Below are 14,108 nucleotides of genomic sequence, written 5' to 3'. Positions count from 1 at the left end.
ACTTCGAAGGCCGGGGAAGTGAATGGCTGCATAACCAGCCAATTTCTGTCCAGGAAAAAATCCTGGGCGCCAAAAGGCGTGAAGAGTGGAAGGCCGGTAGGGCTGGCTGGATGGAGAAGGCAAGGAACTTTGAGTTGTTGGGTAAGAAGGCGTCGAGATTCAAAGATTTGATTTTTCAACTCCATGCCAAGAAGTCTTCAGAAACTAAAAACATGATTGATGAAGAAGTGTCCAAGGGACAAATCTCCTTAACGATGAACCTGGAAAAATAAAATCGGCAGATCAAGGAAACGAAAGAATATATCGAGGGACGAAGTTACCTAACTGTCGATATAGATGAGGCTCAAGAGATAGTAAATTCATTGCATGGGATGGTGAAAAAAGCGTGCAGAACCTTTTTGAGGGAGTTGCCTGCTGGGTTTGAAAAATGCTTTTATCCATGAACTTTAGGGCTCTCCATTGACCCAGTCCGGGTAACAATAATATAATGGTATGTCATGGAGGTTACTATGGACCCAATTATCGAAACAAGAGCGCTCACCCACACGTATGTGGATGGGCAAAATGAAGAAATGACAGCCCTGGATGGCATCAGTTTATCCATCATGCCTGGTGAATTTGTAGCCATCATTGGCACCAATGGGAGCGGCAAGTCAACGTTGGCTCGTCATTTCAATGCCCTTTTGACGCCGACGAAGGGAACTTGTCTGGTCGGCGGACTTGATACGTCTGTTGAGGAAAACCTTTGGCAGGTGCGTCAAACCGTGGGCATGGTTTTCCAGAATCCTGATAATCAGATCGTTGCAGCCGTCGTCGAAGAAGATGTGGCCTTTGGTCTTGAAAATATTGGCGTGCCAGGACCCGAAATCCGGCCTCGTGTGGAAAAGGCCCTTACTGATGTAGGCATGCTTTCTTATGCCAAATCCGCGCCGCATCGCTTATCGGGGGGCCAAAAACAGCGCATAGCGATTGCCGGCGTGGTCGCTCTTGAACCCAAATGCATTGTCTTTGACGAGCCAACGGCCATGCTCGACCCGAAAGGGCGCAAGGACATTGTTGACACGGTGATGCATCTCAATAAGGACAAGGGCATTACCATTGTCTATATTACGCACAAGATGGAAGAAGCCATTTTGGCGGACCGCATTATTGCCATGAAGGACGGCCATATTGAGCTTACGGGGTCACCGAAGGAAGTCTTTACCCAGGTGGATCGAATCCGTGCGTTGGGCCTTGAGTGTCCCCTTGCGGCGGAAGTGGCATCGGCCCTTGAAAAAGGCGGTCACGACCTGCCGAAAATCCTGACCCATGAGGAGCTGTGTGAAGCACTATGTCCATCGAAGTAGATCATATTTCCTATACCTATATGGCCCATACGGCCCTTGAGAACAAGGCACTTGATGATGTGTCCTTTACGGTGAGTAAGGGTGAATTCGTGGCTCTTATTGGTCATACGGGAAGCGGCAAATCAACCCTTGCAGAGCATTTGAACGGCCTGCTCCATCCTGATGCGGGTGCGGTCCGCGTCGATGGGGTGGACCTTGCAGGAAAAGATGCTGCGGCAAAAGCTGGCCGCAGTAAGGTCGGCATGGTTTTCCAGTATCCGGAACACCAGCTTTTTGCTGAAACCATTTATGAAGATATTGCCTTTGGGCCCCGCAATCAGAAAAAAAGTGAAGATGAGGTAGAAGCCTCGGTACGGCGCGCCATGGCCTTTGTTGACCTAGATTTTGATACGTTTTCCCAGCGTTCTCCCTTTCAGCTTTCCGGAGGCCAGATGCGCCGCGTTGCCATCGCTGGCGTCGTTGCCATGGAACCGGATTACCTGATCATGGATGAGCCCAGTGCCGGCCTTGATCCTGTGAGCCGGGACAACATTTTCTCCCAGCTGATGAAAATCTTTGAAAAGCGCCAAATGGGTGTCATTCTCATTACCCATTCCATGGAGGAAGCGGCCCAGTACGCCAGCCGCGTCCTTGTCATGAGCGGCGGCAAACTTCATTTGGACGGACCCAGCCGCCATATCTTTACAACGGAAGGAAAGACCCTCCAGCGTCTTTCCATGGACGTGCCGGAAAGTGTCAAGCTTGCCCAGGAGCTCCGCGAGAATGGCCTTCCCCTTGAGGGAACGCCGCTTACGAAAAAAGAACTCATCAGGGCCATTCAAAAGGCAAAGGGGTGGAAGGTATGCTGACAGAAATTACGTTAGGACAGTACTATCCTGGTTCGTCACCCATCCATCACCTTGATCCAAGGACCAAGATCCTGGGCGTCCTGTTTTATATGGTCATGGTCTTTTTGGCATCTGAGCCGCTTGGATACGGGCTCCTTATCGCCTTTTTGGTCCTTGCAGCAGGACTTGCCAAACTGCCGCCCGGTCTTTTGCTGAAATCCATCAAACCGCTCTGGGTTATCATTCTTTTGACCCTTTTGATCCACTTTTTTACTGATCCTGGGGAAGTGCTCTGGCACTGGAAATTCCTGAGCCTCACTAAGGAAGGCATCATCATGGGCGTCAAGATGTCTCTCCGTCTTGTCATGCTCCTTCTTGTCTCGAGCCTCATGACCTTTACGACGTCACCCATTGTCCTTACGGACGGCATTGAAAGCCTGCTGCGGCCATTCCGCCGTATTGGCGTGCCTGCCCATGAACTTGCCATGATGATGACTATCGCCCTGCGTTTCATTCCGACCCTCCTTGAGGAAACGGACCGTATTATGAAGGCACAAATGTCCCGCGGCGCTGATTTTTCATCAGGCAATCTCGTCCAGCGGGCTAAGAATCTGCTGCCGATCCTGATTCCTCTTTTTATTTCCTCTTTCCGGCGGGCCGATGAGCTTGCCCTTGCCATGGAAGCGCGTTGCTACCATGGTGGAGAAGGTCGGACACGGATGCATGAACTTGTTTACGGAAAACGGGATGGCGCCGCCCTTGCCGTTATGCTGCTTCTCTTTAGCGTTCTTGTGTACCTGCGCTGGGGGACGGGCGCATGAAAAAGACCATCATGGCTGTGGTTGCTTACGATGGCACCAATTACCAAGGGTTCCAGCGCCAAAAGGACTATGGTGTCGGTGTTCAGCAGGTTCTTGAAAAGGCACTTTCCACGGCCCTTCATGAGAAAATTCTCGTCAAGGCTGCAGGCCGTACGGATGCAGGGGTCCATGCCTTGGGCCAGGTCATTTCCTTTACAACATCGTCACCCATTCCACCGGAGAATTATCGGCGTGCCCTGCAGCATCTTCTGCCGCCTGATATTGCGGTTCGCGAAGCCTTTATAAAGCCTGATGGCTTTCATGCTCGCTTTGACGCTCTTGATAAGACCTATCGCTATACTGTCCTTTATGCGCCTCTGCCGGATCCCTGCGCGCGGCGCTATGCCTGGGAAGTGCGGAAGCCTCTTCAATTATCTGCCATGAATGAAGCGGCGGCCCTTCTTATCGGGACCCATGATTTTTCTTCCTTCAAGAACCAAGGAAGCGAAAAAACGTCTCCCGTACGAACCCTTTATGAAGCTTATTGGACGCAGGAAAAGGAACGTTTCTTCTTTACGATTCGGGGTGATGGCTTTCTCTACCGCATGGTGCGGAACATTGTCGGCTGCCTTGTAAAAGTGGGGACAGGAGAGTGGAATCAGGATGATTTTGCCGCTGTCATGGCCGCAAAGGACCGAAAAAAGGCCGGCATGGCGGCGCCTGCCTGCGGATTATCCCTTATTCATGTATCCTACCCGGAAGAGACTGCAGAGAAATAAGAATTCTCTTTGCAGTCTTTTTTGCTATACCTTAAAGTTATGGGTTCATTAACTATTATTGTATTATTAAATGGGATATGCCCTTGGTATACTAGGAAGCGGGTTCCTATAGAAGAATAAGGAGATTTATCGATATACCATCGATTGTACTTTCTGTTAGGCTTTAGTAAAATAGGAATGCAATAAAAGAAACTTGGAGGAGGCTGTTTATTTTGATTTTTGGGAAGCATCAAGTTGCCCTAGGTGTCCTGGGGATGCTCATCATGGGGCGTGTCCTGCCAGTATGGGCAGCTGAAACTGCCGATGAGAACGTGCAGGAAATTGTCATTACGGCAAACCGGATGGAAAATAAGAAGGTTGATACACCGGCCAATGTGAGCCTTGTTTCCAGTGAAGACCTGGCAAACTGGAACAGCCGTTCCGTTGCCGATGCCCTTGAAAATGTACCGGGTGTGCGGGTTGTAAGAAATGGTCTTGGCACCAATGGGGCAAGCGTTTTTCTTAATGGAGAAGAACGAGTCCTGTTCCTCGTTGATGGCCGCCGCGTCAATACCAGTATGGGCAATACGTCGACGCGGGTGACCTTTGATGCCAATACGCTGCCGCCTGTGGATCTGATCGATCATATTGAAATCGTCAAGGGCGGTGTTTCCACCGTATATGGGGCTGATGCCGTGGGCGGCGTCATTAACATCATCACGAAATCCCCGGAAAAGGTATCGGGCAAAGTTCATGTAGGCTATGGCTCTTGGGGCAATCAGCAGTGGGGGTTTGATGTAGGCGGGAAAAAGGGCAGGACTGGTCTTGTTGCAGCCGGAAACCGCGAAAAAGTTTCCTACCTTAAATATAAGGACACGAATGGTGATACCAAGAAATGGCCTGGTCAGTCCAACTATACGCAGGACAGCCTGTCCCTCAAACTGACCCAAGACTTTACCGACAGAGATGGTCTCACCTTTACCTATGATTATTCTAATCTTGATGGGTTCAGCCCCTATTCTGTTGTAAATTATTTCAGCTCATCCTTTGTGACGAAAAAGACCAACAACGTGAGTCTCATGTATGACTGGAACCGCAATCAAAATAATAGCGGTTTCCTGCGGGCTTACCGTAATTACAACCACTACTACAACTATGGTCATATGTACGAAATGGACTGGGCCGTAGAAGGTCAGCAAAACGTGGCCCTTTCTGACACAAATCGTCTCCTTGCCGGGGCTGAGTTCCGTCATGCCAGCGCCAACAATACCTTCTACTACGATGAGAAAAAAAGCTACGATAACCGTTCCTTTTATCTCCAAGATCAGTGGGAATTTGCACCGACGTGGCAGCTCAATACGGGCCTTCGCTATGACAATTATCATCATGTGGCAAGCCGCACAACGGGAAGCGCTGCCCTTAACAAGAGATTTGATGAAGGCAGCCATGCCTATTTTGCGTGGAATCAGGTTTTCAAGGTCCCCAATACAGATGATCTTTATTATATGGCTGATTGGGGCAATGGATCCGGCTATTTTGCCAATCCCAATCTTAAACCGGAAACGGGCAATGTCTATACTGTAGGCTATGATTTTAAATCCTCACCCGCGACGGATTGGCATGTAAGTGCCTTCTACAGTGATCTTCATGATGCAATCCGCTGGGTTGTTGACGACAGCAATCCCTATGCCTACCATTCTCTAAATGTAGCCCGTGAAAAAAAGCGAGGCTTTGAAATTTCGGCCACCCATAAACTGAATGACCATTGGGACCTTAATGGTTCTTACACTTATGTGAAGGTTCGCAAGGATCAAAACGGCGACGGTTACGAACGCGACCTCAACTATGCACCAAACTACTATCAGTTTGGTGTCCGCTACCATGATGCTGCGTGGAACGTGAACCTTGTGGGCCGCGCGGCAAATGGCCTTTCTAAAGAGCGCTACGGGGAAAACCGCTATCTCACGATGGACCTCAACGCCCGCTATACTTTTGATAGGCACTGGACAGGTTTTGCCACGATTTACAACCTTAATAATGCGGCCTATGCAGAAATGGGCGGCGCCGTAAACGGTCAGGACAGTTATCCTATGCCAGGCCGCCGCGTCATCGTTGGGGCTGAATATAAGTTCTAAAATAGCCCAAATCCTCCTTACAGGAAGGACCAACCATGATATAATAAGGGAACCGCTTACGGGCGGTTCCCTTATTGCTTACTATGAAAGGAGGCGTCTCATGAAAAGAAAGCCTGCGCTTTTATTGTGCGTCCTCTTCCTTTTTCTCTTGCTGCTGACGGGCTGCGGCAAAAGCACTACAGAAGGCGCCTATACGGCGGTGGATGCCCGGGGAAAGACCGTTTCCCTTTCCCACGAGCCGCGGCGCATCCTGACAGACTCCCTGCACCTTGATGAGACGCTCCTTACGGTCGTTCCTAAAAGTCATCTTGCAGGTGCCTATTATCTTGACAGCGAACCCGGTCTTTCCTTTATTGCCAGGGAAACGGAAACACTCACAAAGGTACGGGAATATACACCGGAAAGCATCGCTGCCTTGCACCCTGATGTCTTTGTCGCGTCAGATTGGTCAGACCCGCTGCTTGTAAAAAAAGTAGAGGAAATGGGAATTCCCGTTTTTTTCTGCCATGGACCGGTTACGGTGGCCCAGATTGAGGACAATGTGCGCCTCCTTGCACTTTTGACGCGGCAGGAAATCGTGGGCCGTAAGGTCATTACCATGATGGAGCGCGAACTGAACCAGATTGAAGAGGTTGCTGCAAGTCAAAAAAGCCGCAAGCCAGTGGGCATCCTCCTTTCCCTCATGAGTCAGTACGGTGGGGCAGGGTCCCTTTACGATGAATTGGCCGCTCGTGGCGGCTGGGTCAACGGCCTTAGTAAGGGGGGGCTTAAAAATGGGATGCCTTTGTCGAAGGAAGCAATCCTTGCAGCACGGCCGGATTTTTTCCTTGTCTCTGACCCCTACCCGTCTGAAAGTGAGGCCTATGAGCATTTTTTGCAGGGCTTTTTTACGGATCCTTTTTACGCATCCATGAGGGACTCTGTGCGGATGGAACCGCTGGCAGACCGTTACGTCTATGATGCATCGCCCATGGTGGTCTACGGCATCAAGAAAATGGCCAATCATGCCTATGGAAAGATTCTTTTTCCTGATGAACCGGAAGAAGTCCTGAAAGGATATGAACCATGATCGACCTTATCGATGTAACGGCAGGCTATGGGAATCGGCCTATTATCAAGAACTTTTCCCTGCGGTTGGAACGGGGCGATTTTGTCGTCCTCATTGGTCCCAATGGGGCGGGCAAAAGTACGCTGCTGCGGGTTATGGCAGGCCTTTTACCTATAGACCGCGGCGTGCGCCAGATCGACGGAAAGGATTACGCAAGCTGTTCACGGCGTTTTCTTTCTCAGCACGTGACCTATCTTCCTCAGGATCGGCATCTATCCCTTCCTTATACGGCCAGGGAAATCGTCCTTTTTGGTGCCTATGCCCGTCATGGGCTTTGGGGAACGCTGAGGGAATCGGAACCGCTTAGGGCCTTTGAGGCCCTCAAACAGGTGGGGGCAGCGTCCTTTTTTGATCGGCCAGTGACGGAACTTTCCGGTGGGGAGCGGCAGCGCGTCCTTCTTGCCCGCACTCTTTTGGCGGGTGGGGAGATTTACCTGCTTGACGAACCGACGGCAGAACTTGATCCTGTTGAAGAAGAACGGGTCATGCACATCTTTCAGGAACTTTCCAGAAAAGGGGCCTGCGTCGTCATGGCGCTCCATGATCTTTCCCTTGCCGCGCGTTATGGGAACCAACTGGTCCTGCTTGGAAAAACGGGAACCATCGCGGCCGGGCCTCCTGCCGAGGTCCTTGCGCCTGACGTGCTTTCAAGGGCCTATGGCGTCCCCCTTCAGGTGGAACGCAGCGAAGGATTCATTATTACAGAAGATAAAGGGAATCATCCTACTAAGGAAGAAGGAATTTGGGAATGATTGGTATCAAACAAGGTATTGAATGGTTTTGGCGGGGAGGCCCCGTCATGTGGCCCCTGCTCCTATGTTCAATGGCTTCATTGACACTCATCTTAGATCGCTTTGCTTTTTTTCATCGGGCCGATACGGACCGCGGCTTTGCCCGTTCTTTCTGCATGGCTTTGCGCCGTGATGACTGGCAGGAAGCAAACCGCATTGCCCAAGCCACTAAGGGTGGGGAGGCTCATCTTGCCGTACGGCTCCTTGACGCACCGGAAGAAATCCGCGCCCAAGAGGCCTTCATTATGAGCGAAAGCAAACAAGTCCTTGACCGTTACAAAGAGGGGCTTTCCTATCTGTCTGTCATCATTACCTTGGCTCCCCTTTTGGGACTTCTTGGCACCATTACGGGAATGATGGCTTCGTTTGGGAACCTTGGTTCCCGCTGGGAAAATCCCTTTGCCGTGACAAGCGGCATTGGGGAAGCCCTCATTACTACGGTCTTTGGCCTTGCCATTGCAATCGTGACACTTTGCTGCCACGCCTATTTTGTGGAGCGGGTCCATCGCATTGCCCTTGATATGGAGATGATTGCCAGTACGTTCAGCGAAGCCATTGTGCGCCAAAAGAAAGGAGAACGGTCATGATCCGTCTGACTGACGACTCGGAAAAGGAGCCGATCATCCAGCTGAGTCCTATGATTGACCTTGTTTTCCTGCTCCTTGTGGTCTTCATTGTGGCGACTATGTACCTTACCCAGACCCATGCTCTCCCTGTTAGCCTTCCTAAAGGGGAGGCCCCCCTCGTGGAGCAAAAAGCGGTAACGGTTACGATTGATAAAAAAGGAACCCTTCATCTGGATGGAAAGGCACTTTCCCCGAAGGAACTTGAAGAGGCTGCGCAGCAGTTTCCCAAAGCGACCCCTATCATCGTGGAAGCAGACGAAACCGTGCCTTATGGCCGGGTTATGGGAACCCTTGAAATCCTGCGCCGCGCTCACGTCACCGATTTTTCCCTTGCCGTAGAAGGCGGCAAGTCGTCATGAAGCGTTTGCCCTTAAAAGGGCCTTGGGTGCTTTCCCTTGTCCTTCATCTCCTGCTTCTTTTTGCCGTAGGCCTGACGGTCGGACGGATTACAACACAAAAACCACGTTTTCTTATAGGCGTAAAGCTTATGGAACCGAGCGGCGGCACAGGCGGGGACGGCAGTAAAGGGACCTTGGACCATTCACTTTCCTCCCTGACCGCTTCTATGCTGGAAGAAGGACCTGTGAAGGATGACGCGTCGCCCACAAAATCGCAGAAGACGGCAATGGATTCTCATAAAGGGAGCGGGGCAGGAATAATGGGTGAAAAAGAGGCATCAATGGGTCCCGGACTAGGGACTGGAAGCAAAACAGGAAGCGGCGCAACTAGCGGAGAAGGCAGCGGAGAAGGCAGCGGAACTGGGGAAGGCAGTGGCGGCGATGGCGATGGCCGTGACGCTTCGCGGGGAGCAACGCTTACGAGCTACCGCAAAATCTATCCCCAAAGTGCCCGTCGAGCTGGCGAAACAGGGAGCGTCGATGTTGGTGTTGCTGTCGGTGAAGATGGTACCGTAACGAGTGCCTGGGTGACCGCTTCAAGCGGCTATGAACGACTGGATCAAGCCGCCCTTGATTCAGCTTACACTTGGCATTTTGCTCCTGCCCTTGATGCAGCCGGCCGTCCCATAGCAGGAGAAACCGTGGTTCGTGTTCGTTATGAATTGAACTGATTTTGAAAGGATGGATTGCCATGAAAAAACTAATGACAGCGCTTTTCATTTCAGCAGCCCTTGGTATGCCATTTTTAGCTGCTGCGGAGGCAAAGGGCATCGACCTTGTTCAAGCCGCTCATCTGACTGTTGAGCAAAAACTTGAAGGAACCGTGCATAATCAAGTGGTCTATGCCCAGAATGGTCTTGCAATATGGGATCAGATCATTGAAAAGGAGTCCCTTGCCATCCACTATCCCAAGATTCATTTGGCAGGGCATGGGGATGAGGCCCGGCGCATGAACCGTTATTTTCGGAAACGGGCCAAGTCATCAATGAAAAATTATAAAAAAGCAACGCTCCCTGATGCGAAACTGACAAGTCATGTCAATTATCTGCTTTCTTATCATGGCGATCAGTTCCTTTCCTTCCGGGAATATGGCTATGATTACTTTGAACGGGCGGCTCATCCAACGAGCTGGGAACTGGGCGTGACTTTTTCCATAGAGACCGGCCGGCCCGTTTCTTGGCAGGAAGTGCTTGCGGCGGAAGGAAAAAGGCCGTACACACTAAAGGAAATCAATCGCCGCCTCTTTGCTTCGTCCTATGGAAAGGAGCATGCTTTTTATTACGATTTTAAGGGTCTCACGGCACTGCCCAAGAATTATTACCTAGATGAAAAAGGAACCATCCATTTTGTGTTTGGACAATACGAAATTGCTCCTTATTCAAGTGGGATCATTGATCTTCCGATGAACTAAGGGCAAGCCCCATGAGGCGGATTGGAGGCCTTCCCCAAGGAAGGCCTTTCGTTTGCGAACTTATGTTAACCTATATAAAATTAAGTTGAACGAAAAAGAAAAAAAGAGTAGGATAACAGCGTATGAAACAAGTAATGAATTTTATCAAAGCCTTGGGGGCGTTCCAAGGAAAACGCTATGACCATAGCTATATTGGGCGGGTAAGCATTGCTTTTTGGGGCGGGGAGGGTGCTTCCTGCACGTTTTCCTGCCACCGTCAGTGGCAGAAAAAAAGTGTGGAATGCCTATGCGTGAAAGCCGTGAATAAAGCAGGAATCCTTGAGGGTCTTTTGGAAGCATGGATTTTCTTTTCTCCCAATATAGTTCCTGCAATGCCCAGCCAGGAGCTTTTCCCAATGGGGCCGCCATGGAAAACCTATTCCCGTGAGGCAGTCATTCAGTTTGCCAAGGAAACAGGGGACATGAATCCCATCCATTTAACGGAGCGTCCCGTTGTCCAGGGACTCCTGCTCCTAAAGGACCTTGCTGACTATGAGAACGATCCGGACTTTATATCCATGACCTTTTCGTCACCCCTTTACGTAGGGGAGCCTATTTATCTTGAGGAGGAACCTTGCCATGACCGAAAACTCTATGCATCAAGCTCGCGGGACTTTGTCCGCTCAATCGTCCGTCCGGAAGATGACCTTGACGGGCGTCTGTGTCGCGCTGTTAGCGGCGTCGGCGTACATTTCTTTTCCGCTGCCTTTTACTCCGGCCATGGTGACGGCACTCACCATCATGGTTAATTTCGTTGCTTTTGTCATGGCACCCAAGGAAGCGGGACTGACGCTCTTGATCTATCTTTTATTGGGGATTGTCGGTGTTCCTGTCTTTGTTGGCGGAACGAGCGGTATCGCCAAGATTATTGGACCAACGGGTGGTTTCAATATTGGATTTTTGGTGGCGGCTATGGTGATGAGTGCTGTACGCGGCAAGAGCCATGATTTCAAGAAACTAGTCATGACGGGAATCTTTGTCGGCATGCCCATTATCTATATTGGCGGCTGCATCAGTATGTATGCCGTAAACCGTATCAGCGTTTGGGCTACCCTTATGACGGCTGTTATTCCCTTCCTTTTTGGAGACGTTGTCAAAGTTGTCATTGCTGCCATGATGGCCGTTAAGATCAGTAAATTCCGCGTAGGTGCCTGATGGAGGAGGCGGTCTATCTTTTGGGAGGCCTTAGAAGTCCCATCGGCCTTACTGACGGTGTTTTTCAAGCGATTCGTCCGGAAGAATTGGGGGCTGCCCTCTTCCGGGCGATTTTTGCTAAGCTGCCTGAAGCAAGAAAAGCAGACGAAGTGATTGGGGGCAATGCCGTTGGGAGTGGGGGAAACCTTATGCGTCTTACGGCCCTAATGGCAGGACTTGATGAAAAAGTGCCTGCCCTGACCCTTGATATGCAGTGCGCGTCTGCCGCAGCAGCCATTGTTATGGGGTACGCCAAGATTCGGAGCGGTCTTTCGGATCTGATCATCTGCGGCGGCCTGGAATCGACCAGCCTTCAGCCTCTCCGACATTATGCCGCCAAAGATCCTCGCTATCATGAAAAGGGCTTCATGGTGGCCCAGTTTTCCCCGGATACGATAAGTCCTCGAGCTATGCTCGAGGGTGCGGAACGGACGGCGCAGATCTTTGGAGTAACGCGGGAGGAACTTGATCCCTGGGCTGTAAGGAGCCATGCTCGGGCCGCTGCGGCTAGACCTGTTGTAGCCTCTTTTATCGCTCCTTTATTTGGCGTTTGTGAAGATGAGGGCATTCGGCCTCACTTTTCCCAAAAACTGGCACGACGCATGCCGACACTTTTTACGGAAGAAGAAGTCCGGAATCTTCTGGGGGAGGCGGCGCCAACCGAAAAAATCATCCCTACCCTGACTGCGGCAACCAGCTGCCTTACCCATGATGGGGCAGCCTTCGTTGTCCTTGCTTCGCAAAGGAAAGTGGCGGCTCTGGGACCCCACGTAAAACCTTTGGCGCGGATCATAGGCGCTGCCGACATCGGTGTGGACCCTCGATTAAGTCCGTTGGGGGCCCTGCAGGTCGGCGAAAAGCTCTTACAGCAGGCAGGCCTTCTTTTTTCTGACATGGACAGCATCGAATATAACGAAGCCTTCGCGGTAATCAGTGCCCTGTTTGCTCGGCAGCATCCGGAAGCTTTGGATGCCTACCTACCCCTAGGCGGGGCTCTTTCCTATGGTCATCCTTACGGCGCAAGCGGGGCTATCCTGACCCTTCATGCCTTGGCCCATCTCATGCGGATAGAGGGACGCTATGGCCTTGTTGCTGTGGCCGGGGCCGGGGGGACGGGCAGCGGTCTTTTATTGGAACGGGTGTCATGATGAATTATATGGATCTATTACTGATGCAGGCAGGGAAACTACCGCAAAAGGTGTTTCTGGTGACGGAAACCAAACGCCTTACCTATCTAGCTGTGTGTGACGCGGCCCTTTCCTACGCGGCGCGTCTCCAGGCCCTTTCCTGCCCCAAAGGGCCTGTTCTCATTATCCGGAAAGACCCGGTGGCACAGCTCATTACTTTTTTAGGTGCCCAAAAAGCAGGATTCGTGCCTATTTTAGGTCATCCGGATCTGACTCCTCATCTGGCAGAAATGCTCTCTAAAAAGCGGGGGATTGCCTATATTGATGATGGCCGGTTCCGCTTGGGACAAGCTGGGAGCACGATGCCCCCAGGAGCCATCATGGGCGTCCTCAGTTCCGGCTCAACGGACCTGCCCAAGCTTCTTTTTCGGACTTACGAAAGTTGGGCTGACTTCTTCCCTGAGCAGTGCCGTATTTTTGGGCTCAAGAAGGATTCTGCTGCTTTTACGGAAGGCAGCATGAGCTTTACGGGAAACCTCAGCGTCTTTGCCAGTGTGCTTTATGCCGGTGCTGCACTTGTCATGGCAGAGGGGCTTTATCCCAAAAGATGGGAAGATCTTATTTATAGGGAAGGCGTCACCTATCTTTACCTTGTTCCTGTTAAATTGAAACTCCTGCTGCGGACCATCAGGCATACTTTCCCCTCAGTAACCACTGTTATGGCAGGGTCCCAGCTCCTTGACAGCGATACAGCAAAGGCCCTAAAACGGGCTTTTCCCCATAGTGAGATCTATCTATATTACGGGGCCACAGAACTTAATTATGTTACGTACCTTACCTACAAAGAGCTCCTTCAGCATCCTATGAGCGTTGGGCGACCTGTGAAAGGGGTCAGCGTCGTCATTCGGGATGGCCTGATCTATATTGATACCCCTTATCATGTAGCAGGCCTTTCCCAGCCCTGTACCTTGGGGGATGAAGGGTATTTTGATGAAGCGGGATACCTGATCTTTTTAGGCCGAAAGGGGGATGTGGTAAATATCGGTGGCCTGACCATCAGCTGCAGCAAAGTGGAAAACGCTCTATTGTCATTGCCCTATGTGTCAGATGCCATTGTCCTTTCCGTAGCTGATGAAAAGCGGGATGAAGCCATGGCGGCTTTCCTTGTCCTTAAAGAAGAAAAGAGCCGGGCGGCCATTCGGGAAGACCTCAAGACTAGGCTCATGATCAAGGAGATGCCCCGTCATTTCATCATCTGCCCGGAACTGCCCCTTACTGCGGCCGGAAAGGTCGATCGCAGGGCTCTTCTAAAAATGCTTGGAACAAAAAGGATTCCCACCGTCAGATAAGAAGACTTGTCCCTTTACCCCTCATGATCCCAATGAACCTATCTGGTTGATTGGGACTTTTTTTGCTGGGAAAGGTTTCTTTCTTTGGACTTTTTTCACCTGTTTTCGCCCAAAAACGGCTTTTTGTCCTTTCTTCTGTTATTTTCGGTTGATTGCAATAGCAAATAGGACACTAGACAAAAAGTTTATGAGGACGTTT

The 14,108-nt window shown here is 50.9% G+C and carries 16 protein-coding genes and 1 pseudogene; all 17 read left to right on the top strand.

The window, feature by feature from the left end; genetic code table 11:
• Positions 1-272 (top strand): annotated as a pseudogene (locus QZQ08_RS09045) (hypothetical protein); the annotation flags it as partial.
• A gap of 9 nt (positions 273-281) precedes the next feature.
• Positions 282-443: a polymorphic toxin type 50 domain-containing protein gene (locus QZQ08_RS09775; RefSeq protein ID WP_366140887.1), complete on the top strand. Its 162-nt coding sequence runs from the start codon at positions 282-284 to the stop codon at positions 441-443.
• A 66-nt stretch (positions 444-509) separates the two neighbouring features.
• Positions 510-1,346 carry an energy-coupling factor transporter ATPase gene (locus tag QZQ08_RS09040; protein ID WP_296331103.1) on the top strand — a complete coding sequence of 279 codons (837 nt, stop codon included), beginning with the start codon at positions 510-512 and terminating at the stop codon, positions 1,344-1,346.
• On the top strand, positions 1,331-2,194 hold the full coding sequence (locus QZQ08_RS09035; RefSeq protein WP_296331100.1) for an energy-coupling factor transporter ATPase: 864 nt from the start codon (positions 1,331-1,333) through the stop codon (positions 2,192-2,194). The genes QZQ08_RS09040 and QZQ08_RS09035 overlap by 16 nt, the downstream gene beginning before the upstream one ends.
• On the top strand, positions 2,188-2,994 hold the full coding sequence (locus QZQ08_RS09030) for an energy-coupling factor transporter transmembrane protein EcfT (RefSeq protein WP_296331097.1): 807 nt from the start codon (positions 2,188-2,190) through the stop codon (positions 2,992-2,994). The genes QZQ08_RS09035 and QZQ08_RS09030 overlap by 7 nt, the downstream gene beginning before the upstream one ends.
• The gene (gene truA, locus QZQ08_RS09025; protein ID WP_296331094.1) at positions 2,991-3,752 is read left to right on the top strand and encodes a tRNA pseudouridine(38-40) synthase TruA; all 762 of its coding nucleotides are present in this window, start codon (positions 2,991-2,993) and stop codon (positions 3,750-3,752) included. The genes QZQ08_RS09030 and truA overlap by 4 nt, the downstream gene beginning before the upstream one ends.
• Before the next feature lie 212 nt (positions 3,753-3,964).
• Positions 3,965-5,866 carry a TonB-dependent siderophore receptor gene (locus QZQ08_RS09020; protein ID WP_296331091.1) on the top strand — a complete coding sequence of 634 codons (1,902 nt, stop codon included), beginning with the start codon at positions 3,965-3,967 and terminating at the stop codon, positions 5,864-5,866.
• A 100-nt stretch (positions 5,867-5,966) separates the two neighbouring features.
• On the top strand, positions 5,967-6,935 hold the full coding sequence (locus tag QZQ08_RS09015; RefSeq protein ID WP_296331087.1) for an ABC transporter substrate-binding protein: 969 nt from the start codon (positions 5,967-5,969) through the stop codon (positions 6,933-6,935).
• A complete protein-coding gene (locus tag QZQ08_RS09010) occupies positions 6,932-7,726 on the top strand; it encodes an ABC transporter ATP-binding protein (RefSeq protein WP_296331085.1) in 795 nt (264 codons plus the stop codon). The genes QZQ08_RS09015 and QZQ08_RS09010 overlap by 4 nt, the downstream gene beginning before the upstream one ends.
• 47 nt (positions 7,727-7,773) lie before the next feature.
• On the top strand, positions 7,774-8,352 hold the full coding sequence (locus tag QZQ08_RS09005; RefSeq protein WP_296331084.1) for a MotA/TolQ/ExbB proton channel family protein: 579 nt from the start codon (positions 7,774-7,776) through the stop codon (positions 8,350-8,352).
• Positions 8,349-8,750, top strand: a complete 402-nt coding sequence (locus QZQ08_RS09000; protein ID WP_296331082.1) for a biopolymer transporter ExbD — start codon at positions 8,349-8,351, stop codon at positions 8,748-8,750. The genes QZQ08_RS09005 and QZQ08_RS09000 overlap by 4 nt, the downstream gene beginning before the upstream one ends.
• Positions 8,747-9,460 (top strand): energy transducer TonB, encoded by a 714-nt coding sequence (locus QZQ08_RS08995; RefSeq protein WP_296331077.1) that lies wholly within the window; start codon positions 8,747-8,749, stop codon positions 9,458-9,460. The genes QZQ08_RS09000 and QZQ08_RS08995 overlap by 4 nt, the downstream gene beginning before the upstream one ends.
• 20 nt (positions 9,461-9,480) lie before the next feature.
• The gene (locus tag QZQ08_RS08990; RefSeq protein WP_296331074.1) at positions 9,481-10,200 is read left to right on the top strand and encodes an RsiV family protein; all 720 of its coding nucleotides are present in this window, start codon (positions 9,481-9,483) and stop codon (positions 10,198-10,200) included.
• A gap of 122 nt (positions 10,201-10,322) precedes the next feature.
• Entirely contained in the window at positions 10,323-10,988 is a 666-nt protein-coding gene (locus QZQ08_RS08985) for a MaoC family dehydratase (protein WP_296331072.1), read from the top strand.
• The gene (locus QZQ08_RS08980; protein ID WP_296331069.1) at positions 10,981-11,394 is read left to right on the top strand and encodes a biotin transporter BioY; all 414 of its coding nucleotides are present in this window, start codon (positions 10,981-10,983) and stop codon (positions 11,392-11,394) included. Before QZQ08_RS08985 ends, QZQ08_RS08980 begins: the two co-directional genes overlap by 8 nt.
• Positions 11,394-12,581 (top strand): thiolase family protein, encoded by a 1,188-nt coding sequence (locus QZQ08_RS08975; RefSeq protein ID WP_366140886.1) that lies wholly within the window; start codon positions 11,394-11,396, stop codon positions 12,579-12,581. The genes QZQ08_RS08980 and QZQ08_RS08975 overlap by 1 nt, the downstream gene beginning before the upstream one ends.
• Before the next feature lie 8 nt (positions 12,582-12,589).
• Entirely contained in the window at positions 12,590-13,909 is a 1,320-nt protein-coding gene (locus tag QZQ08_RS08970) for an AMP-binding protein (RefSeq protein ID WP_296331063.1), read from the top strand.
• Positions 13,910-14,108: the final 199 nt, after the last annotated feature.

Origin of the sequence: uncultured Acidaminococcus sp. (assembly GCA_900538365.1) — a bacterium.
GTDB lineage: Bacteria > Bacillota > Negativicutes > Acidaminococcales > Acidaminococcaceae > Acidaminococcus.
This window is presented reverse-complemented; position numbering and strand designations above follow the sequence as displayed.